This is a genomic window from Methylotenera sp. (genome assembly GCF_036401095.1).
Classification (GTDB): Bacteria; Pseudomonadota; Gammaproteobacteria; order Burkholderiales; family Methylophilaceae; genus Methylotenera.
In genome coordinates this window covers 12,968-36,303 of the sequence record NZ_DASWWA010000005.1, presented here as the reverse complement: position 1 = coordinate 36,303, position 23,336 = coordinate 12,968, and the positions used below count along the sequence as shown (strand labels likewise).

At 48.5% G+C, this 23,336-nt stretch carries 18 protein-coding genes and 1 tRNA gene; 5 read left to right on the top strand and 14 right to left on the bottom strand.

Features of this window, described 5'->3' with window-relative positions:
• Positions 1 to 134 precede the first annotated feature (134 nt).
• Both VGD82_RS05160 and ubiM read left to right on the top strand, forming a co-directional pair.
• Positions 135 to 2,465 carry an HDOD domain-containing protein gene (locus tag VGD82_RS05160; RefSeq protein WP_331019386.1) on the top strand — a complete coding sequence of 777 codons (2,331 nt, stop codon included), beginning with the start codon at positions 135 to 137 and terminating at the stop codon, positions 2,463 to 2,465.
• Between the two features lie 136 nt (positions 2,466 to 2,601).
• Entirely contained in the window at positions 2,602 to 3,780 is a 1,179-nt protein-coding gene (gene ubiM / locus VGD82_RS05155) for a 5-demethoxyubiquinol-8 5-hydroxylase UbiM (RefSeq protein ID WP_331019385.1), read from the top strand.
• Between the two features lie 45 nt (positions 3,781 to 3,825).
• Here ubiM and VGD82_RS05150 read toward each other — a convergent pair whose 3' ends face one another.
• Both VGD82_RS05150 and VGD82_RS05145 read right to left on the bottom strand, forming a co-directional pair.
• The gene (locus VGD82_RS05150) at positions 3,826 to 6,045 is read right to left on the bottom strand and encodes a putative bifunctional diguanylate cyclase/phosphodiesterase (RefSeq protein WP_331019384.1); all 2,220 of its coding nucleotides are present in this window, start codon (positions 6,043 to 6,045) and stop codon (positions 3,826 to 3,828) included.
• A 512-nt stretch (positions 6,046 to 6,557) separates the two neighbouring features.
• Positions 6,558 to 6,634, bottom strand: a tRNA-Pro gene (locus VGD82_RS05145).
• Between the two features lie 147 nt (positions 6,635 to 6,781).
• On the opposite strand from VGD82_RS05145, the gene VGD82_RS05140 reads away from it, so the two are divergent.
• Positions 6,782 to 7,753, top strand: a complete 972-nt coding sequence (locus tag VGD82_RS05140) for a quinone oxidoreductase (protein ID WP_331019383.1) — start codon at positions 6,782 to 6,784, stop codon at positions 7,751 to 7,753.
• A gap of 33 nt (positions 7,754 to 7,786) precedes the next feature.
• Here the strand turns inward: VGD82_RS05140 and VGD82_RS05135 are convergent, their stop codons facing one another.
• Complete coding sequence (locus VGD82_RS05135) at positions 7,787 to 9,787, bottom strand: bifunctional (p)ppGpp synthetase/guanosine-3',5'-bis(diphosphate) 3'-pyrophosphohydrolase (protein WP_331019382.1); 2,001 nt, start codon at positions 9,785 to 9,787, stop codon at positions 7,787 to 7,789.
• Between the two features lie 6 nt (positions 9,788 to 9,793).
• Positions 9,794 to 10,003: a dodecin gene (locus tag VGD82_RS05130; protein WP_331019381.1), complete on the bottom strand. Its 210-nt coding sequence runs from the start codon at positions 10,001 to 10,003 to the stop codon at positions 9,794 to 9,796.
• 224 nt (positions 10,004 to 10,227) lie between these two features.
• On the opposite strand from VGD82_RS05130, the gene VGD82_RS05125 reads away from it, so the two are divergent.
• Positions 10,228 to 10,494 (top strand): hypothetical protein, encoded by a 267-nt coding sequence (locus VGD82_RS05125; RefSeq protein ID WP_331019380.1) that lies wholly within the window; start codon positions 10,228 to 10,230, stop codon positions 10,492 to 10,494.
• Between the two features lie 37 nt (positions 10,495 to 10,531).
• Positions 10,532 to 10,927, top strand: a complete 396-nt coding sequence (locus tag VGD82_RS05120; protein ID WP_331019379.1) for a surface-adhesin E family protein — start codon at positions 10,532 to 10,534, stop codon at positions 10,925 to 10,927.
• Positions 10,928 to 11,099: 172 nt separating this feature from the next.
• Here the strand turns inward: VGD82_RS05120 and VGD82_RS05115 are convergent, their stop codons facing one another.
• The 10 genes from VGD82_RS05115 to VGD82_RS05070 form a co-directional block, all read right to left on the bottom strand.
• The gene (locus tag VGD82_RS05115; protein ID WP_331019378.1) at positions 11,100 to 11,816 is read right to left on the bottom strand and encodes a class II aldolase/adducin family protein; all 717 of its coding nucleotides are present in this window, start codon (positions 11,814 to 11,816) and stop codon (positions 11,100 to 11,102) included.
• A 30-nt stretch (positions 11,817 to 11,846) separates the two neighbouring features.
• Positions 11,847 to 12,923 (bottom strand): ABC transporter substrate-binding protein, encoded by a 1,077-nt coding sequence (locus VGD82_RS05110; RefSeq protein ID WP_331019377.1) that lies wholly within the window; start codon positions 12,921 to 12,923, stop codon positions 11,847 to 11,849.
• Positions 12,924 to 12,928: 5 nt separating this feature from the next.
• Complete coding sequence (locus VGD82_RS05105; protein WP_331019376.1) at positions 12,929 to 14,083, bottom strand: LLM class flavin-dependent oxidoreductase; 1,155 nt, start codon at positions 14,081 to 14,083, stop codon at positions 12,929 to 12,931.
• A 20-nt stretch (positions 14,084 to 14,103) separates the two neighbouring features.
• On the bottom strand, positions 14,104 to 15,171 hold the full coding sequence (locus tag VGD82_RS05100; protein WP_331019375.1) for an LLM class flavin-dependent oxidoreductase: 1,068 nt from the start codon (positions 15,169 to 15,171) through the stop codon (positions 14,104 to 14,106).
• A 237-nt stretch (positions 15,172 to 15,408) separates the two neighbouring features.
• Entirely contained in the window at positions 15,409 to 16,617 is a 1,209-nt protein-coding gene (locus tag VGD82_RS05095; RefSeq protein ID WP_331019374.1) for an MFS transporter, read from the bottom strand.
• Between the two features lie 149 nt (positions 16,618 to 16,766).
• A complete protein-coding gene (locus VGD82_RS05090; protein ID WP_331019373.1) occupies positions 16,767 to 19,136 on the bottom strand; it encodes a TonB-dependent receptor in 2,370 nt (789 codons plus the stop codon).
• Between the two features lie 358 nt (positions 19,137 to 19,494).
• Positions 19,495 to 20,277 (bottom strand): ABC transporter permease, encoded by a 783-nt coding sequence (locus tag VGD82_RS05085; protein ID WP_331019372.1) that lies wholly within the window; start codon positions 20,275 to 20,277, stop codon positions 19,495 to 19,497.
• A 12-nt stretch (positions 20,278 to 20,289) separates the two neighbouring features.
• On the bottom strand, positions 20,290 to 21,066 hold the full coding sequence (locus tag VGD82_RS05080; protein WP_331019371.1) for an ABC transporter permease: 777 nt from the start codon (positions 21,064 to 21,066) through the stop codon (positions 20,290 to 20,292).
• Between the two features lie 3 nt (positions 21,067 to 21,069).
• Positions 21,070 to 22,161 (bottom strand): ABC transporter substrate-binding protein, encoded by a 1,092-nt coding sequence (locus VGD82_RS05075; protein ID WP_331019370.1) that lies wholly within the window; start codon positions 22,159 to 22,161, stop codon positions 21,070 to 21,072.
• Positions 22,162 to 22,215: 54 nt separating this feature from the next.
• Positions 22,216 to 23,271, bottom strand: coding sequence for an ABC transporter substrate-binding protein (locus VGD82_RS05070; protein WP_331019369.1), 1,056 nt, complete (start codon positions 23,269 to 23,271; stop codon positions 22,216 to 22,218).
• Positions 23,272 to 23,336: the final 65 nt, after the last annotated feature.

Below are 23,336 nucleotides of genomic sequence, written 5' to 3'. Positions count from 1 at the left end.
AAACAAACACTATAAAATTACATAACAAAAATTAGGGGTGGCTTTTGCCAGATAACAGGCACAGAATGATGTGGCACTCATATCAACATACTCCGTGTTAATCACCAGCAAAGTCACCCACGCCAGGAAAACCCATGCACAGCAAGTTAGGTCGCTTTGAATTGCTACGCAAGCTTGATGAAAGCAAGCAAAGCACTATCTGTTTAGCCCGCGACCCGCGCATGGAGCGCGAAGTGCTGATTACACTGCTGCCCAATGGCGATGTGCCGCTAGAAGCTTTGTTACCGCAGGTAAGGATTGTCAGCAAATTACAGCATAAGAATATTGCCACCCTGCTAGAGGCAGACGAGCATGAAGGTGCGCCTTATCTGGTTTATGCATTGGTTAACGGCACCATGCTATCGCAGCAATTAAAATCATCTCAACCATGGGCGGCAACACAAGCTGCACAAATGATTGCTGACGTACTAAAAGCAGTGAGCTACGCACATGCTCAGGGCGTTCTGCCCTTAGACCTGCAGGCAGAACACATTATGATTGCCGAAGACCAGAGCCCCATGCTGATAGGCATAGGCATGGCGAGTGTTGTAGCAAAAGGTGATCACGCGCAATCCGCCACTCCCTATACCGCTCCCGAACTTATCGCTGGTGGCAAGGCTACAGTTGCTGCAGATATATTCTCATTAGGGGTATTGTTGCAGGAGCTAGTGACCGGGCTGCCATTTATTGAAAAAGCAAAAAAACCGATCGCGGCGGCCAAGGCTGGTACCACCAGCCTGCAATCAATGCAGATCCATCTTGATGAAGCCTTAGAATGTATTACCCTGAAAGCCACGAGTAAAGCGCCGGAAGATAGGTACGCAGATGCCGAAACTATGCGCAAGGCTTTGCAAGATTATCTGACGCCAGTACAGGGCGAGCATAAACCGGTAGACGCGCACAGCACCATGGACTTTTTGCTGCGACGCATGCGCAGTAAAAGTGACTTTCCAGCACTGTCACACACCATTAGCGAAATCAATCGGCTAGCAGATGACGACTCAGCCAGCAACAACGCGCTGGCGCAGAGCATTCTGAATGACTTTGCACTTACCAATAAATTATTAAAACTGGTCAATACAGTTACCTACGGGCAATTTGGCGGCCATATCAACACTATCTCCAAAGCCGTGGTCATCTTGGGATTTGAAACCATACGAAATGTAGCAATGTCACTGATATTGCTGGATTTTTTGCAAAACAAGGCACAGGCATCACAGTTAAAAGATGATGTACTGTCATCTTTCTTTGCCGGAATCGTCGCGGCACAGCTAGCTCCCACCAGCCATGTCAGAAATGCAGAAGAAGCCATTATTTGCTCCATGTTCCGCAACTTAGGCAAACTGCTCGTCAGCTTTTACTTTTTTGAAGAAAGCCAGCAAGTTGCACGCCTGATTGAGCAAGGTGATAGCGAAGACAAAGCGGCAATTAAAGTACTGGGCATGACTTATAACGAGCTGGGCATAGGCGTTGCTAAAAGCTGGAACTTCCCACCACGCTTAATCGCCGGCATGCGTAAACTGGACAGCAATAAAATCATCAAACCCAATGGTGAACTGGAGAGTTTGTCGCTAACGGTTAATCTGGCTAATGAGTTATGCACGATTGCCAGCAACGGCAATATCGCCGACAAATCCAAAGCACTCAAGCAACTAACCACCCGCTACGAAAATGCGCTTAGCGTATCAGAGCCACTACTGCGTAAATCGATGGAGCAGGCTTTAGATGAGCTTGCCACGCGCGCCAGAGTGGTCGGCATTAATGTGGCACAAAGCCAGCTAATGTCACGCGTTAACACTTGGATAGGCGCGCGGGTTGAGGCATCAAACAAAGCGGCAGAAGAAACTGAACTCACCGCATTAGGTATCAATCTTGAAGCAGCGGATGAAAAAGGCAGTGAGCCGGCGAAGCCTGATTCTGAGTCTATCCTCACCGAGGGCATTCAGGAAGTGACCAACACCCTGATAGAAGAACATCAACTGAATGACATTATGCAGATGGTGCTGGAAACCATGCACCGTGGTATGGGCTTTAACCGTACTATCCTGTTTATTCGCGATGTCAAAAACAATCAAATGGCGGCACGCTTCGGCTTTGGTCAGGACATTGATACGGTACTGAAGAAATTCAGGTTTGGTTTAGACTTCACTCCTGATGTATTTCACCTTGCAACCAGCAAGGGTGCCGACTTGATGCTAGAAGATATTACGGCAGAAAATGTAACCGCCAAGATTCCGCAGTGGTACAGGCAAGCGGTATCGTCACAAAGTTTTTTACTACTGCCAATTATGGTAAATAACAAAGCACTGGGGATGTTCTACGCAGATATGGAACAGGCCAATAGCATGCAGGTTTCCACCAGGCAGCTTTCCCTATTGCGCACCTTACGTAATCAGTCAGTACTCGCCATCAAGCAAAAAGGCTAAATTTACTGCCTTAACCTATGCGGTAATCCACAAGAATTGTTCTCAATCTGCGGCAGCTTGACCTGAGTCAATGCCAACCTCCGTATTTACCGTAATCTAAGCGCTATCTCTAACACCAATAGCGCTTGCTAGCATTATGATGAACTTTGATATCGTGATTGTCGGGGCCGGGCCGGCTGGCCTATGCTTTGCTCAGGCGGTTGCCGGCTGCGGCTTGCGCATCGCTATACTGGAGCGTCAATCAGAATCTATGCTGGCAGACCCAGCTTTTGATGGGCGTGAAATTGCACTCACACACCGCTCTGCACATATTATTCAGGCATTAGGGATGTGGCAACGCATTGATACCGACGCTATTTCACTATTACGCGATGCCAAGGTGCTCAATGGCCCCTCGCTGTATGCTATGCATATCGAGCACGACGCCAATAAAACCGCGTCCTTAGGCTATTTAGTAGCCAATCACCTTATCCGCAAGGCCGCTTATGAGGCTGTGAAAGCATCGGCAGATATTACCTTACTGACTGAATCAGCCATTTCGGCCATTAGCACAGATAACGACGGTGCCTACATCAGCCTGACCGATGGCAGTAAACTACAAGCACAGCTATTGGTGGCGGCAGACAGTCGCTTTTCTGAAACCAGACGCGCCATGGGTATCCCTGCCACCATGCATGACTTTGGCAAAACCATGATGGTATGTGTGATGCAACACAGCATCCCGCATCATCACGTCGCATGGGAGTGGTTTGATTACGGCCAAACCTTAGCGCTTTTACCAATGAACGGCACACAATCCTCTGTGGTCATTACACTGCCCGCTGCAGACATTGAACGACTGATGGCGCTAAGCGAAACAGAGTTTAATCAGGAAGTTGCGCTACGCTTTAAGCATAGATTAGGCAGCATGCAACTGGCATCAACACGCCATGCCTACCCGCTGGTGACCGCCTACGCCAGCCAATTGGTGGCAAAACGCTTTGCTTTAATTGGCGATGCTGCCGTGGGGATGCACCCAGTCACGGCACATGGTTTTAATTTTGGATTGTTCGGCATCAATATCCTTGCTGAGGAAGTTAAAATGGCTAAATCACGTGGTAGTAATATCGCGGCCAGCGCCCTGCTTGAGCGTTACCAAAGAAAGCATCGCCTCAAAACACGCCCGCTGTTTTTAGCCACGCATGCAATTGCCAAGTTGTATGGTAATGACACCCTGCCGGCACGCCTGATTAGAGCGGCATCATTGCGTTTAGGTAACCGTATCTCACCCTTTAAACGGGCGGTGGCGCACATGCTGACAGAGGCTAATTCATAGGGAAGAAACGCAGCATCCGGTAAGCTGCTAAGAGTAAACTTAGGCTTAAACCAACTTGGTGATATTGCCATGATGCGCATAATCCTGCATTAATGCATCAAATTGCTCAATAGGTAGCGGTTTGCTAAATAAATAGCCTTGGTAGGCTTTACATTCATGATGCTTCAGAAAAGCCAGTTGCGCCTCAGTCTCCACCCCTTCCGCAATCACGTTTAGGCTAAAGTTCTGCGCCATATCGATAATGGTTTTCACCATCACCGCATCACTTTTATCGGTAGTGATATCGCGTACAAAGCTTTGGTCAATCTTAATCTGATCTAGCGGTAAGCGCTTTAAATAAGAGAGTGAAGAGAAGCCGGTACCAAAATCATCTAAAGACAGCGTCACGCCTACTTTTTGTCTTAACAAATTCTTTTTGGCAATCACATCGGTAATATCATCCAGCGCTACGCTTTCGGTTAACTCCAGCTTTAGCCGCGTGGGATCTATGCCATGCTTATGAATCGCAGCAATCACCTGGTCTACAAAATGCGTCTGCTTAAATTGCTGTGCGCTGATATTCACCGCCAGCACTAAATCGCACATTCTAGCATTGGTGCTCCAAACTGCAATTTGGCGACAAGCTTCATCCAGCACCCAATCCCCTATATTCAGGATAAGCGCGCTTTCTTCTGCTACCGGAATAAAATGAGCGGGGGAAATCATACCGCGTTGCGGGTGCACCCAGCGAATCAGGGCCTCTGCACCGATGGGTTTATTTTCATGATCAACCTGTAGCTGATAATGCAGCTCAAACTGATCAGTCTCCAGTGCATTGTGTAAATCAGACTCCAAAGTAGCGCGTACCTCCACCAGCTCCTGCATCTGCGGATCAAAAAAGCGGGTACGATTGCGGCCGCCATCCTTTGCCTGATACATTGCCATATCGGCACGCTTAATCAGCTCATCTACATCTTTATCATGGCCACAAAACAGCGAGATACCAATACTGGATGAGCTATGGATATGCACATTATTAATTTGGTAGGGCTCAGCCAGCGCCAGACGTATGGTTTCAGCAATCTTAGCCACCGTACGTGAGGCATCTTCCAAGCTTTCGCCTAAACGTTCTACCAGCACTACAAATTCATCACCACCCTGGCGCGCAACGGTATCTATCTCGCGCACACAAGCGGTAATTCTTTTTGCCACTTCAATTAAGAGCAAATCGCCATCACCATGGCCTTGTGTATCGTTAATAACTTTAAATTTATCTAAATCCAGAAATAGCAAAGCGCCATACTGCATGCTGCGCGCGGAAGTTGCCAAGGCTATGCCTAATCTATCCAGCATTAAGCGCCGATTAGATAGACCAGTTAACGGGTCTTTGTAGGCTAACTTCTGTACCTCGTCCTCAGCTCGTTTACGGTCACTAATATCGCGGCCTACCGATTGGATTTCTGTGAGCTGACCGTGCTCATCAAAAATACCGCGGTTACTAAACTGCATCCAGTGAACATCGCCCGTAGCTGAAAGCACCCGATTTTCTATCATCACTACTGGGTTAGACGCTGACAACATGGCTAGCTCGTCCACCACGCGCTGTAAATCTTCAGGGTACACCACGGGCTTCCAAGTTGAGCCTATCATCTCCTGCTCGGTCTTACCAAAGAAGCGACAATAAACATCATTCACAAAAATATAAGTACCGTCAGCACGCAGCCTTGAAATTACCTCGGTCTGATCTTGCACCACTGAACGGAAACGCTCTTCGCTCCCCCGCAACACCGCCTCTGCTTTTTTAATCGCACTAATATCGGTGAGCAAAACAAAGAAGCCTTTTACCTCGCCATCTCTTACATCCGGAATATAGTTTGTTAGGGAGTGGCGGGAGCTGCCATCAGCCTTAGGGATAATGCGCTCAAAGGTTTGAGGTTCGCCCCTTAATGCGCCTTCAATATGTGGGAGGTTGAGACGGTACAACTCATCTCCCAGCAACTCCCAAATATGCTTGCCACGCAGCTCACTCGCCTCAACACCAAACCACTGTTCGTAAGCTTTATTGGCAAGGCGGTTTTTTAGCGCTTTGTCCCAATAGCCGACCACGGATGGTAAACAATCGAGTACCTTCTGAATCACAGCACTGGATGATAATAATGACTCTGCCTCTTGATCAAAAGCAGAAGAAAGCGTGGATAAAGCTTCTGGTAGCGCCATGTCTTCAGCATCCCCAGCGGGTACACTCGTTGGGCCAGTGGCTGAGCCTGAATTGTGCGGAAGTTTCATAATGGCATAGTGCCATAACTTATTAAAGTTAAAAAGCTATTAGTCGCAAGCTACTATTGGTTAAGACTAGACTTCAGCAAGACGCCGCAACAAAAAAGGAGCCTAAGCTCCTTTAAAGTTAAATGCACGGTACCCACCTACCACGCGAGATGAAGTGCAACTCCAGTCTACCCTACTTTTTGGGCATAGCAGGTTTGCTTGGCATAACAGTGGAACCCGGCATCACTACTGGTTTTTTGCTTTGCTTAGGTTTTTTTGCCTCTTTGTTTTTGTGTAGCTGTCCTTTTGCCATGATGTTTCTCCTAAAATGTTTAACATCAAACTGATTGCGCAAACAGGATTGTCCTAGCAATCACTGGATTGGACTAAACAGTGCAGCAATGGTTTCATTCTGGAATATTACTAAAATACTAGGGAATATCTAAACAACATCAGACTGCAACACGCAAGGCTGCACAGAAGTCACGGTTTGCAAATGATGCAAAACCTAGAGGTAAAACAGGGGGATATTATGGTCGGCGTGGAGAGATTCGAACTCCCGACATCCTGCTCCCAAAGCAGGCGCGCTACCAGGCTACGCTACACGCCGAAGGCCGGCACTATACTGACAACCCAACGGATAGTCAATATCAGGCTGATTCAATTGCCATAATTATTCACAACTGCTGTTCATTGCGGCCAATATTTAGTGCTATTATTTTTAGCATTATTTCCATCGTGTTAAAGAAATTAGACCATGTCACATGCGATTAAGGTTCATCAAACAGGCGGCCCCAAAGTATTGCAATGGGAGCCAATTACAGTAGGCACGCCAGATGCAGGTCAGGTCAGACTACAGCAAACTGCAGTGGGGCTGAACTTCATCGATGTGTATCACCGTACCGGACTATACCCGCTACCGTTGCCGTTCATTCCGGGCATGGAAGCTGCAGGCGTTGTAGAAGCAGTGGCCGCGGATGTTACGCATTTAAAAGTGGGGGATCGTGTAGCTTATGCCTCAGTGATTGGTGCCTATGCTGAATCCAGACTGATTGCGGCAGAGCGCTTAATTAAACTGCCGGATAGCATTGATGACAACACCGCGGCCGCCATGATGCTACAAGGCATGACCGCACGCTACCTGATTCGAGATATCTACAAGGTGAGTGCCGGCGATACCATACTGGTACATGCCGCAGCTGGTGGCGTGGGGCTTATCGTATGCCAGTGGGCAGCGGCGCTGGGTGCAACCGTGATTGGCACAGTTTCTACCGAAGAAAAAGCGGCATTAGCAAAAGCCAATGGCTGCCATTACCCCATCATTTACACCCGCGAAAATTTTGCAGCCCGTGTATTAGAAATTACCAATGGCAAAAAACTTCCGGTGATTTACGATTCAGTCGGCAAAGACACTTTTATGCAATCGCTAGATTGCCTGCAACCTAGAGGATTAATGGTGCTGTTCGGCGCCTCTTCAGGCCCAGTACCGCCGCTGGATTTATCCGTGCTGGCACAAAAAGGCTCACTTATGGTGACCAGGCCTGCACTTGCCACCTTTATTGCCAGCTGCCCCCAGCTTGAAGAAAACACCGCAGACTTGTTTGAAGTGGTAGCGAGCGGCAAGGTGAACATTTATGTTAACCAGACCTATGCGCTCAAAGATGCCGCCATCGCCCACCGCGACCTGGAGGCTCGTAAAACAACGGGCGCAACGGTGCTGACAATTTAGCCTACCGCACGCTGCGGCGATGCCAACGCGTGCTTAGGCTGTATGTTTTTTGTCTTTACCAGTACGCCACTGCGCGTGTAGCAAGCGATCATGGCGTTCATCAGGCAGGCGCCGAATAAACGTGCAGGCTTGGCTGTGTATCGTCACACCGCGGTCGCAGGTCACATAGCCGACAATAGCATCCGGAAAAACTGGCTTGCAGCACTGTGCCATATAGGTCTGCAGGTTGCCAACGCCCTCTACCGTCACCTCGGTTGCCACGGGCTGGGCTGTTGTCTTGCGCGCAATCACCTGATTAGCTTTTTCCATCGGTTTCAGGTGTGCGATTTCGTGGATTGCACCCGCGATTTGATACTCGCTCACATCACCACGGCCTATCGCGCTTAAAAAGTCTTCTAACTTATTAAAGTGCAGCTTCTGGGCGATTTTTTCCTGATTAATCGCACCTACGCCTGCACGGTGTAGCTCTTTATCTAACTTTGCACGGCCTTGCGTCACGTTTTCTTCTGCGTGCTGATGCCTGAACCAGTGCCGCACCTTGGCACGTGCGCTGGCACTTTTTAGGTAACCTAAAGTCGGGCTTAACCAATCACGGCTGGGCGCACCAAGCTTGGTGGTGAGGATTTCAATACGTTGTGCGTTTTGCAGCTTGTAATTAAGCGGTACGATATTACCGTCTACTTTAGCGCCACGGGTTCTGTGCCCTAAATCCGTATGCAGGGCATAGGCAAAATCAATAGGCGTGGCGTCCTTGGGTAAATCGATCACCCGCCCTTGCGGCGTAAACACATATACGCTCTCCTGAAACAATTCGGTCTTAAATTGCTCCAGTAAATCACCGCTATCAGTGGCACCTTCTTTCCATGCCAAAATCTGACGTAGCCAGGCAATTTTCTCGTCCAGTACGATATCGGACTTACCACCCTCCTTGTAGCGCCAGTGCGCTGCCACGCCTAACTCAGAGTACTGGTGCATTTCAAAGGTACGGATTTGCACCTCTAGCGCCAATCCCTGCGGGCCAGTAACGGCTGTGTGCAATGAACGGTAATTATTACTTTTGGGGCGTGCGATATAGTCATCAAACTCGCCCGGAATCGCCTGCCATAAAGTTTGTACTAGGCTGAGTGCACTGTAGCAGTCCTTCACATCCTCCACCAGAATGCGCACAGCACGCACATCAAACAGCTGCTCAAAATCCAGATTTTTGCGCCGCATTTTATTGATAATGCTGTAGATGTGTTTAGGCCGACCGGAAACCTCGGCTTTAATACCCGCCTGCGCTAACTTCTGCTTGAGGGTATTCTCAACATCGGCGATGTACTGCTCGCGGTCCACACGGCGCGAATCCAGCAACTTGGCGACTTCTTTATAGAGCTGTGGCTCTAAATAGCGTAGTGAGAGATCTTCCATCTCCCATTTGAGTTGCCACACGCCAAGGCGATTGGCAAGCGGGGAAAAAATGCCCTGCACTTCGCGCGCTATCAGTATTTGCTGCTCACGGCTGGCACCAGCCAAGCTGCGCAGTATTTGCGTGCGCTCAGCTAATTTAATCAGTACTACACGAATATCCTGCACCATGGCCAACAGCATTTTGCGCAGGCTTTCAACCTGCTTGCTGTTATCTGCATTTCCCTGCTCTTGCAGGTGCAAGCGCTCAAGCTCGCTGAACTCCTGCACTTGCGCGATACGTAGCAAGCCTTCAACCATGCTCGCAATATTATTGCCGAACCTCAGCTTGATGGTTTCTTGCCAATTATCGATATGCTGAGGCGCCGCATACAAAATGGTGGCAATAATGGATTCAGCATCCATATTCAGGCTGACTAATATAGCAGCCGTGCTTGTTGCATGCTGCAGTAGCGGCTCACCATTCAGCTCAGTATGCGCATCATAAGCCAGCGTTGCCAATTGGCAGGCCTGACGAATGAGCTCGACGTCGGCAAGCGAGTAATGCTTAGCTAACGAATCTATCCATGCTTGCGTATCATTATCGGATAAAGCAGGTATTTGTAATGAACTGGAACCATGGATCATTATTATTTAATCTTCTATTCTAAAACCAACCTTGATGGTCACTTGGAAATGCGCAACCTCACCATTCACAATATGCCCCCTAGTTTCAACTACTTCAAACCAGTCCATATGTTTGACGGTGCGCGCGGCCTTCGCAATCGCGTTACGAATTGCATCATCAGTGCCTACACTAGAGCTGCCTACGAGTTCGATGAGTTTATAAGTATGTGCAGACATAGCGTTCTCCTTGACTAAAAATCTTAGAATTATTCTACATATCTATAATCATCTACCTTTTAGCCATAGATTACCAATTTTTATTTGGGGTCTATGCTTGAACTTTCAAGCACTTTTTAAACACCTATATCATATAACACAGCATGTGATGACCAGCGCTCTATGCAAGGCCGCCTGTGATAAGATTCCACCATCTTTTAATTGAATATGCATTTAACCTCACCATGACAAACACACCAGCACAACCAGCAACCGAGCTAAAAAGCATTACTGGCCTTACCGACCAAGAGTACGAAGCACTGAGCGCAGCACTTGCTAAAATGCGAGCACCGCAAGTCGAAACGCAGGCATCCCACACAAAAATGCTAGCGGCCGTGCGCAATCAATTGCAGCAGCGCCTAAACAGCTCGCAAATCAGTGAAGAGGAAAGAGCCAAACTCACCAATGACATTGCTGACCTTGATCGCAAAATGAATGCGATTCACCAATAACACATTAACCTGCTAGCAAGCCACAATGGAACACAACATGAAAAAACTGCTAATTTCTCTAACACTGGCACTGATCAGCACCAGCACATGGGCGGACTGGACTGAGTTTAGCGGCTCAAGCAACCAGAGTGGCGTAAAGGTTTATTACAATCTGGCTACGCTGCGCAATCAAGACAGTGTGCTAAAAGTTTGGCAAATGCAGGACTACAACTCAACGCAAACTGCGCAGCATAAAACTTACCTCTCCGTTAAATCTTTACTTGAGGTGAACTGTAAAACCAAAATGCGTAGAACCATGGCCGCTAGCTACTACAAGCTGAATATGGGGAGTGGCGAAGCCATCCTTAAGAACAGCACGCCTGCACAGTGGGAGCACATTGCCCCTGACATAACGGGTGAAGCCATGCGTAAATTTTATTGCGGTCGTGAGTAAGCCGAACTATGCCTAGCTGGTCATCGTTCATCGTCTAGCCTTGAAAAAATCAGTATTGTAAAAACAGGGGTTGAGAAAAACCCGAATGAAAAAACTTAAAATTGGATGCGCCCCGGTAACTGTCTACCTACACAGACAACTACCGGGTATGCAATATGGTGATACTGACGCGCTAAATATCAGTAATAGGCAACAAGCCTAAGGTTTTAGCTTCATCAAACAAACCAGTCATGGTCCAGTTTTGTCTTAAAGCACCCGCACCATAGTTTCTTGATCCACCTACCGCTTCAGCCAGCAGCTGTAAACGTGCAGTTTCTTCCAGCAGAATAATGGTGTCAGTCAGCGCTCGCACACCGCCTTTGCCCCATACCGTGCCGCCGCCATTGGCTTCAATGATTGCAAAGTTATGTGGGTTTTCGTTTACTTTCTCAACAATAAAATCTACTTCCGGCTGGCGTCTATCAATATAAACTGGCAGCTCGCGCACCAGATGGTGGCGATTAAACGCAACATAGTTGATTGGGAAAGTACGGTGCGTTTGTGCCCAAGCCGCCAAATACAGCGTATGCACGTGTGAAATGATATTCACATCAGGATGCTCAATAAACAATTTGTTGTAGCGCTTGCCGCCGCTATGGTTGCCAGCATACACCGTGCCATCAAAACCAATAATAGCCGGCGTGATTTCTGCGCCACGATTCCACGGACCCGGGTCGTTCACTACCACCAGCTTTTCGTGCCCAGGCACGCGCACCACAAAACCCACCGTACCATAAGCCGTGGTAGTGTCGGTTTCGCGCAACACTCTAAAAGCGTGCTCGGCGTCTTGCTTCACGCTTTGTGCAAATGCCGTCACATCTGCGGCTAATTCTGTATCGATTTTTCCCATATTAAAACTCCTTCGTTAAGATTAAATAAATTACGCAGCTTTGCTCTGCGTTTGGTAATAGTTATCCAGCCACTGGTGGGCAGCAGCTAGTGGTCTGGGGTCTACCCATGCGTCCAGATTAAAATCACGGTCTAACACACCGTGGATTAAGGTGAAGTTCTTTTGGATTTTGAATAAGTCCAGTAACTCTTTTGATAAGCTAGGGTGTAACGATTGGTGAAATCCATCGCGATACGCCGTTGCTACCCCGTCATCACCGGCACGGGTTTCATTTTTTAAAATTTGATGTACCCCATCCAGATTAGAAGCAGCCCAATCTGCGGCACGCAAGGTTTGTGCAAGAAAGCGCACTAACAAATCAAAGTGGTTTTCGATAAAGTCTTCATGCACAGTAATTGGTCGCGGCGTACCGTTATTGACACGGTATTGACGGTCGGTGAATCGATCAATATCAATACCGACCACAGCACCGTAGCGTTTGGCGGCATCCACTGCTGATGCTCCTTTAACGTAAACCGCATCCACTTCGCCGCGGGCTAGATTATCAAGCCCTGCCCATAGCCCGCCTAAGCCGGAATCTGAATCCTGTCCAGAACCAACTTCGACAAAGGACACGTCATCCAACGTTAATCCTGCATACGCCAACACGCCTTTCACCCCTTGCAAGGTCATGCCGCGTGCAATGCTGCTGCCGCGCACATGTGACGGTATTTCACGCTCCACATAGGCTGGCAGCGCAACACGTCGCCCTTTCAGGTCTGCTGGACGATTGATAAGCGAGTCTGGACGCACCAAAATCACCTGCCACTCATCTATCCAGGTAAGGCCGATGACTTTTGTTTTTGCACCCTGAGCTTTGGCCGCTAGGGCAAGCAAGCTGCCGCCCTCGCGAATCAAGCTGGGGATTTCATGGTCGTAATGATGGCGCGCAAGTGCTTTAGGCGCGTCCTGAATCGTTGCCACAGAGATGCCGTCTTTTGCAAACTCGTCTTCCAGCCATCCTAATTTATACGCCAAGCCAGTTGCCGTGGGTACTGGGCAGCGCGTAAACCAGATGTCTTTGAGTGGAGCATTGGCTGGTTGATTAACTGATAATGGATTAGCCATCTTGATTACCCCACAGCACGTAAAATCGCGGTGTCAGTCTTGCCGCGCAATAGCGGCAGTACTTCTTCGCCCACGCGATACGCTTCTTCCAAGTGTGGTGTGCTGGCCAAAATAAATGCATCTGCACCCAGTGCCACCAGCTGATCCAAGCGCTCCGCCACTTGCTCATAGCTACCGACGATGCCGTTGGTTTGACCGCCGCGCAGCAGGCTAAAACCTGACCAAACATTCGGCTCAATAATCAAATCTTTATAACTGTTGATGGTGGTCGGCCGATTGCCGCGCTGGCGCGCAGCACCTACTGAGTCACTGGCATCTGGGTTCTGAAATTTATCCAAGGCTTCACGGCTCAGGCTGTTAAAGCCTTTTTCAATCTCCGCCCATGCCTCTTCTTCAGTGGGTCTGGCAATTATATCCACACGGATAGCGCATTTGATTTTGCGCCCGAGAGTCTGGGTGCGTGCTTTAACACGGTCAAACTTCTCGCGCAGCTGCTCAAACGGCTCCAGCCAAGTTAAGTAGTAATCAGCATGCTTAGAAGCAGATGCCAGGGCTACATCTGAAGAGCCGGAGAAGTAGATTTCCGGATATTCTTCCTGCGACAATGGGTGCGCCAAGCCTGCATCTTCCACTTGGTAGAATTTGCCATGATAAGAGAACGGCCCGCCATTCCAAACTCCTTTTAATACATCCAGAAACTCAGTGGTGCGGCCATAGCGGTCATCATGCGAGGCGGAATCTCCCCACCATAGCTGCGCTGGGCCACCGCCACCGGTAATGATGTTGTATAAAGCACGGCCGCCAGTTGCACGCTGCAAGCTTGCAGTCATGCGCGCAGCAACCACCGGGTTAAGAAAACCGGGCTGAAACGGAATCATGAAGCGGAACGTAGAAGTCTCACGCGCCAGTAACGAAGAAATCACCCAAGGCTCATCCGTCATTGGGAACGATGGAATCAAACCTCCCTGAAAACCTGAAATCTCGGCAGCACGCGCAATTTCTGCCACATAATCGATATAACCCTGCCCTGTGCCGCCTACGCTGCCGGGCTTGGCTTTAGTGTCATCGCCAGGAAACCAGTCACCGCGGTGCGGGGTGCGATTACGGTGTGAGCTTGGTTCGCCATGGGTTGGAATCCGCCAGAAAACATCAATAGTCATACAATATTCCTTAAATTTAGTTAGGCTGCACGACGCTGGTCGTGTTTGATTTGGGCGCGCACCGCAGGCAAAACGTGTTCACCCAGGCGGTAGGCCTCTTCAAAGTGCGGGACAGATGAAAGCAGGAAGCTGCTGACCCCAGCGGCGGCATAAGCCACAAGCGCTTGCGTCACTTGCTCATAGCTGCCCACCAGCGTGGCATTGGCCGCGGTAGTATCAGTGGAGAGGCCTGCCCATAAATTACCGTTAATGACAGGCTGATGATTGCCTTGCTCCGACTGCTGCCAATAGCGGCGCGCATCAAAAATGGCTTCATCCTCAGTTTCGCGGCTCACGATATCTATGCGCAGTGCAAACCTTGGCTCACGCCCGTACTGCTTGGCTAGCGCGCTAAGCTCTTGGATTTGCTGCTGAATATTTTCAACCGTGTCTGCATCAAAAATGTGAAAGTCCGCCACCTTGGCCGATAGCGCTAAGGCTTCTTTGCTCTTACCGGAAAGGTAGATAGGCGGTACTTTTTGGTTAGATAAAGCACCTTGGAACCCGCCATTGAGCACCTCAAAATACTTGCCTTTAAAGCTGTATGGAGACTGGGTGAGCACACCGCGCGCCACGGTGACGAACTCTTCAATACGCGGGTTAATTTCACTATCTTCTACAAAATCACCCAAAGCGCGTCTATGCTTATCATCACCGCCGGCACTAATCTGCCAGGCAAAGCGGCCATCGGTAAAGCGCTGGTAGCTCACCGTATTTTTTGCCGCATACACCGATGAGCCACGTGAGGCATCAAACTCGGTGACTAGCTTTAAATGACGGCTGCCACGTGCTACATAACCGGCAATAATCCATGGCTCATCGCCGTTGATATCTTCCGGAATGCGGATGCCGTCAAAACCAGCAAGGTCTGCCGCACGCGCAACCTGATGCAGGTAATCAAAATAGTTGAAGCTCAAACCACGCGGGTCGGTCACGCCATCCGAGTAGGGATGCGCTGATGAGGTACGTTCTGCACGACGCTCTTTTCTACTATTTCCGTAACGTCCATCACCACTGGTTGGCAATTGCCACAAGAACTCTGTAGTCATACATTCCTCCTAAAATTAAACTGGATTAACTAGCTACATTGATTTGTCTGTAGCGCTATCTCTTTTAATTTGCAGGATGCATGCCAATATCAGCCACCAATAAAAATCAATGCAAGCAATTGATTTTTATTGTTATTTTTAAGAATTAAACCTTTCTATTGTTATAAAAATTAAATAGTTGCTGCAAAATCAACAAGGCTAGAAACAGCGCTGTTGATTTTGCAAACCATTAACACCTTATGCAGCCAGTTTTTTAAAGTTGCTGCTGATAAACGCGCGAAAGCCCGGGCATACCGCCAGCCAGATAGGAATCCACAGTAAAAATATATCTTGCAGCACAAAGCCTTTGCTTAAAAAACCGCCCAGCGTGGCGCCTACAAAGCCACCAGCCATGCCTACCATGGTAAATAAGCCGGAAACGTGACCCATATTTTTACCTGAGTGTGCCAAACGTGAAATATTAACCAGATGATTAAACGCCTGGCCTATCGCCTGCAGTACAGCGCCAATCAAAAGACCGACCACACCACTACTTAGCCCTAAGAATGCCAAGCCTATAATCAGGCTGGCATGGCTTAAGTTATAGGTGAGCCTTTCACCTAACTTTGCCACTACATGCCCGAGCAACAGCAGCACCGCAACAAAGGCTGCGCCCTCCACCACCATCAGCGTGATTCCCTGTTGTGCACTCCAGTGAAATTGGCGCACAGCAATCACGATAATAAAAGTGCCGAAGAAGCCACGCACCATGCCCCCCAGCCCATCATAGATACATACCTGACGCACCATCGGGTCGCGCAGATATTGCAGCATTTCTTTCACGCCGCCACGTACGCTCTTGCCAGTGTCGGCCTCACGCGTGCGCGATAAAATGGTGAAGCCATAAAACGACATCACCGCAAATAATATGCTGGTGATCCAGTAGCTACCCTGTATCCCCAAATGGCTAGAGACCAGATTACCAAGCAATGGCCCGACCAAGCCTATGCCCAGCATTAAGGTGCCCCTATACCAGCCACCACGGCTGGTGCCCACCTCGGGTAGGCGCTCGAGCCACGAGGTGTTCATGGCAACCACACGAAACGGAATACAAATTCCGGCAATAAACAAAAAGATGGCCGCCAGATACCAAGAGGTTGAATAACCAATTAACGGATATAAGGTCATGGCACCCAAACTAGAAATTGCATATACCCAGCGCGCACTAAAGCGGCTGATAAAGATACCGGCCGGTAACGACATCAGCATCATGGATAAACTTTCCGCCCCGATTAACAAGCCTATCTGCCATGACTCAGCGTTCAGGTGCAGCGCTAACAGCGTGACTAGAATCTTATTCATACCGATGGTGATGCCGCTCATCAGCGCAAGGCCAACAAATGAATAAGTGAAATGGTGGGTGGCTAATAATGGACGTTGCGTATTTAACGTATTGGACTGGCTCATATGGATGAACTCTCAGGATAGAAATGAATAACAGTAAGGTTTGCGCCAGACTCGGGCGCAATGTTGCGATATGCGTGTTACTGATAAAAATAACGCCAGACTACCGAATGGGAATCTGGCGTTTGTTGCATCAACGCTTGCGCGAATAATTACCAGCGCGTGGTGACTGAAACGCCAACTGTTCTTGGCGCTGCCCAATACACGCTGTCGCCATTAACACCCTGGCCGGCGTTAAATGCTGGTAATGAGTGGTTTTTGTACTCTTTATCAAATAGGTTATTCACGTAGCCAGTAAATAAATATTTGTCATTGTGCGTCGCGAATGAAATCCGTGCATTTGCCAAGGTATAAGCATCTTGATTCAAATGTGCACGCGCTTCAGACTGTGGATCAATAAAGTAATACTGCTTAGCTTGGTAGCGTGCATCCGCACCGATAATCACCTTACCGTAACGCACCGGAATGCGATAATCAGCAGCAAGCTGTGCGGTTACATGCGGTGAACGCACCAATGACCTACCGCTCAAATCTGCACCGCCGTTCACCACCTGCAGGCTGTCATAATCTGCGTCTAGCAAGCCCAGACTGGCATTCACGTGCAAGTTCTCTAGCGGCAAAGCCTCCACCTCAAACTCAGCACCGTTTACCGTGGCTTTTTTAGCATTCTGCAAATAAGAAACGGTGGTATTAGCATTGGCATTAAAGCCAACCACGTTCACCTGTACGTCTTTATAGTTGTAATGGAACAAGCTGGTATTAAAGTTTAAGCGCCCATCCAGCCACTCTGACTTATAGCCAACCTCATAAGCATCTAATTGCTCAGGTTTCACCGTATTCACCGCAGCCAAGCTGGTAGCGGCAGTGTTAAAGCCGCCAGATTTCTCCCCATGCGAATATTTTGCATATACGCGGTCATGCGGGGTGATTTTATACTCAGGCGTAATATCGTAAGTTAACGCATTCCAGGTTTTAGAGTCTTTAGCGCTAAACGTGCCAGAGCCAGATGGGCCTGCTGCTGCATATGCTCCGGTATATGTGCTCCACCACTGCGCCAGGTTGCTCCAGCTACCAGTTCCGGTTGAGCCTTTTCTGTTCAGGTCATACTCTTTAGTCTCGCGCGTCCATCTCACACCCAAGGTCGCATTGAACTGATCGGTAAAGTTATAGGTGTTGCTGCCGAACAAGGCAAAGCTCTCCGCATTATGCGTTAAGTCGGACTTGTTATAAGTGGAACCCGGTGGCGCACCTGCCAAACCTGGCACAGAGGCAGACGGCAACTTAGCGCCCTGTGTACTAAAATTAACATTTTCATTAAAATAGTGAGCACCCGCTAACCAGTTCCAGCGGTCCTCTTTAGGCGATGCCAGCCTAAACTCTTGGGTAAACTGACGGCTCTTGCCATCGGTATGTGACCTGGAAATCTCAAGCGGCGTGTAGTCGTTATCCGTCACAATTTCAGACTGAAAATCTTCATAGCCCGTAATAGAGGTCAACGCTAGGCGACCCAACTGCCACTTCAAATTCAAGCTCACGCCGTTTTGCGTGTTGTCGCTAGAGTCAGGCGCATTGGTGCTCACATGCTTAATATCTTTACTTGGCTTGTAGCCATTACGGAACACGCCATTGGCCGCATAACTTCTGGTGGTGGTAATGGCACCATCGGTTTCATATTTGCGGTAATGCACATTTAACAGTGCTTCTAAATCCGGCGTTAAAACAGCCAGTAACTGCCCGCGGATCGCACCTTCAGATAATCCACTATCATTGCTGCCGGTATATTGGTTCTTTAAACGGCCATCTTGGTCTTCTTGTAAAAACGAAACACGGCCTGCCAAGCGCTCATCAATAATCACGCCACCCACACCGCCTTGGACGATTCTGTCGTTGTAACTACCGTAATCAACTTTTACGTAATTGTCTTTAGCATCGGTATTAAATGATGGTTTTTTTGTAACCACGCTCACCGCGCCGCCTGTGGTGTTTTTACCCCACAATGTACCTTGCGGGCCGCGCAACACTTCCACACGCTCAATATCAAATAAGGGGAAGCCGGTAGAACTGGCGTTGCTGATATAGACTTCATCTAAATAAAAACCAACCGGATTGGATAAGTCATATTGCTGCTGGCCAGCACCTACACCACGAATCCACCAACGTGGGCGCCCATGCTGCTGCGTTCCAGCTGAGGCATTAGGTACATAGTTCAATACTTCACTGGCTGAGCGACCTACGCCTTGGTCTAGCAAATCTTTACCGCCTAAGGCAGTAATCGCGGTTTTTACTTCCTGCACACTCTCCTCACGCTTTTGTGAAGTTACTGTCACTGAAGGCAGCGCCACGCCTTCTACTTTGGCTTTATCTTCAGACTGGGCAGGGGCGCTCTCCTCTGCATAAGCCAGATTAGCGTTGAACACCGCAGCTGCGCTAATTGCCAATGCTATTGATACATTTTTCACCAGCGGCTTTAACTGGAAGGTTTCCTGACGCAGGTGTGCGCCTTTGATTTCTTTACTTCTCATTGAATACTCTCTTTAACTGTGATTGAAATTTGCATGGCACCTAAGTCGTAACTTATGGTCGTAACCTAGCGCCTTAACAGTTATAGAGATTGCAGAATATGTGCCAAGTCAAAAATTAAACACAATGCATTGATTTAATTGAATATATTCAAGTAAACAGCAAAAAACACATGATTGCCTATGTTGTATAAGCAGCAACAATCTAAACAGTTGCTTGTTAATAAACAGCCGTTATATATGATTGCTGACTAAGCTTTATACGGAAAAATCTGGCTAACAAAATCTATACAAAAAAAATGCGGTGCATCCACAGACACACCGCACACAACACCACGAGAATAACTTGCTTAATACAACATCAGCGTACGCTGCGCCAACGCAGCAAATATTGGCGTAGATGAGACAAGCTAGCGTTCATCAGCAAACCAGTCAAACCGATACTCACCACAGCCACAATCACAATATCCATTCTTGATGACTCCTGTGCCATCAGCATCAACCCACCCACGCCAGGGCCGGTAGAGAATAGCAACTCAGAGCCTACGGTAGATACCCAGGCAAAAGCCAATGCATGCATCAGGCCTGTCATGATGGATGGCGTAGCCGCTGGTAACAACACATGGATTAACAACTGCAAACGGTTAAATTTAAGCACCGATGCGACTTCTACATACTTATGCTCTACACCGCGCATACCCTCAAAGGTATTCAGCACAATCGGGTAAAATGCCGCGAGGCTGACAATCAAGATTTTAGAAAACAAATCATTGCCAAACCATAAGGCGATTAACGGAATTAAGCCTAACAATGGCACCTGACGCAGGGTGTGGTATAGCGGGCCGATTAATTTATTGGCAAGCGGAGACACCGCCATTAGCCCACCTACAAACAGGCCGGCAAAGCCACCTATCACCAACCCAATCACAGTGGTTTGTAAAGTTGCCACGAGGTTAATCAACAACTCCCCGCTTTGAATCAGCTCCACAAAACCGCTGTAAATTTGGCTTAACGGCACAAAAATATAGGTATAGGCATCGCCTTGGCGCGACATAAACTCCCACACCACGGCCACCGTAATGGGCAGTAACAACCCACTAAAATGCTTAACATTCAATAAAAACTGATTAATTATATTCATCATTACCTCTGCTAATTAGCTTTGTTGCCAGCGGCCAAGATGCGTCTCTACCGAGCGCAAACTACGGTCCAGCAAGAAACCGATCAGCCCTGTTACCAGCACCCCCACCAACACGATATCTATTCTGAACATCTGCCTGCCCATTTCCATCATTTGCCCGATGCCGCTGTCTGCCGCAATCAGCTCGGCCGCCACAAGCACCATCCAAGAGCGACCCAGCGCTAAGCGTAGGCCGGTCAGTATCGGCGGTACCGTCGCTGGCAGAATAACGTGCCGGACTAAACTAAAGTGCGATAGCTGGTACACCTTAGAAACCTCAAAATAACTACGCGGTATGCCTTTAACTGCATCATAGGTAGCCATAGTGATCGGGAAAAAGGCCGCTTTAGCCACCACCACTATCTTGAATGTTTCTTCCACCCCAAAAATCATAACCAGCATGGGGATAAAAGCGATGGTCGGCACCTGACGCAATGCGTTAAAGCTAGGTGCAAAAAAAGCATCAATAGGTTTAAACAGCCCCATCAACACACCAAACACCATGCCTAGCAATACGCCGATAGCAAAACCCAATACCAGACGGTACAAGCTGTCATGCAGATGTGACTGCAACTCGCCACTACCCCAAAGCTCATGCGCAGTTTGGTATACGCCAGCGGGTGAAACTAAAATCTGCTCAGGAAATATGCCCGCACTGCATACCCACGCCCATGCAAGCAACAACAATATCGGCGACACAAAGAACAATGCATTGGTATGCAGGCTATTGGCTAAATCCCGTATTTTTTTCATCACTTAAGCCCCTTTAAGTGCTACTTTTCTCGGTTGCCAATAACCTTCAAGCTTGAGCTCTTTGATGGCTGCATTTAAAAAGCGAGCATCAAATAACTGCTTGGTATTCACATCCTTGCGAATCAGGTTGGCCTGACGGCTGTATTGGGCAACATTTGCGTAATGATCGAGCACTAAGTCATCAAACAGCGGGCTCCAGCGTATCTTCCATGGCACAGAATCATTTGAATATTCACGTCTGAATACATTCTCAGGCTGACCATTTTGATTGGCAATTTTCAAATAATCATCCAGATGCTCCTCTTGCGAGGTCCAGTACACCGCTCTGACGTAAGCAGTAGCAATGATCTGTGTGATGGCCGGGTTTTGCGCAATAAAGTCTTTGGCGCCCCATAACTCAGCGCGCATTTTCCAATCTTGCGCAGCGCTCTTAGTGGACCAAATAATCTTGCCTACTTTTTTATCTTCCAACTGATAAGCATCGCTCAAAGTCACAAACGCATCCACATTGCCGGCAGCTAACGCAGCAGCACCAGCACCCGGGTTTAAGTTAGAAATTTTGAAATCAGAGAATTTAAACCCACTGGCTGCCACATAGCGCGCAAATGCGATTTCCCAAGGGCGGCCACGATGCAGTGCAATGCGTTTACCTTTAAGGTCGGCCAGCGTTTTTGCAGTGGAGTTAGGAGGCACCACCAGATACACGTTATTGCCACGCCCGCCCGGCACCACAATGCGCGTTTCTATGCCGCCAGAGTTAAGAATGATAGATGGCAAATCGCCATAGCCCGCAAAGTCTATACTTTTATTGGCAAAGCCCTCGTTGATGGTCACCCCTACCGATTGCGCGGTAACCGGTACCCAAGTCAGTGTTACGCCTTGCTTTTTAAGCTCCTCTTTTAGCCAGCCCTGCTCCTCAACAATGGCAGCCGTACCGTTAAAGCCTATCTTGCCATTTACGTTATAAGCTACGGTTGCAATCCTAACCTCTTTGGCTGGGTCGGCATTGGCATCGGTAAGCAGGCCAAACATAAAGGCAAAGCCCACCAATAACCACGCAATCACAGGGGTACCATTTTTAACACTGAAATTCATTTTGTTCTCACATTCAAATACAAGAAGTAGCCTGGCACTCGCATACCAAGCCTATCAGGCGGTAGCCGCCTGGCGTTTGCTGATTACGGAATCGTAAGGTCTGGTATCAATCCAGTCATTCACATTGAATGACTGAGGAATAAATTCCCAGCGATGCAGAAAATTCACGAAATCCTGCAAACCATCGATAGAGGTCTGCGCAAAATCGGTCTGCAAACGTAAATGCGCATCAGCGCCATATGCCACGCTTACCCAATACTCACTGCTGTTGGTTTCTTTGGCCAAGAAGCGGCGCGTTTCATCTGGGTGCGCATGCGCCCAATCTTCGGCGCGCAGCACTTGCTCCACGATGCGCTCAGCCGCATCAAAATGGTTTTCAATCAAATGGGTATCTACGCTTAAAGTACGTGGCGTGCCGTTGTTAGCACGTATCAGCGGCTCAGGATGCGCACCGGTATCAATCACCGTCACCAGATTAAGCTGGCTCGCCAACGCTACCGCGCTTGCGCCTTTGAGGAAGATGGCATCCACCTCGCCACGCAGTAGGCCGATTAACTCGTCGTTACGGCTACCGGACTGGCTACCAAAGATATAGCTGCCATCTGCACTTTTCTTGGCTGGCGCATCGCTATAACCTATGCCAATCTCGTAATCCACAATCTCTACATCGCTTACTGCCAATCCATCTAGGCTCAGTGCATTTTCCAGGCCACGCAATGCTTGGGCGCGCACAAAATCAATCTGTACATTGACCCACTTAGGTAAGCCAAACTTCCTGCCTTTTAAATCCTTAACATTGCGGATGCCAGAGTTAGGCGTCGTTAAAATCAGTTGCGCCTCGTCTGCCCATGACAGGCCGATTACTTTGGTTTCACGGCCAATAGCACGCGCCCATATCGCCGGGATATTACCGCCATGCCTGACTGAATTAGCCAACGTATGGTCAAAGTGCGATTCACGTACCGATTGATTTGCAGACTCGCGCAGTGATTCAATCTTGGTAGATTTAGCGCGAAAGCTCTCTTCCAACCAGCCTTTTTGCACGGCAATGCCTAAGCCGGTTGGCACTGGGCAACGTGTATACCAAAGTGTGTCTAATGCTTTACTCATGATTTCTCCTTAGATATTTAATGCGTGAAATATTTAATGTATGGATACACGCAAGTTTCATAAGG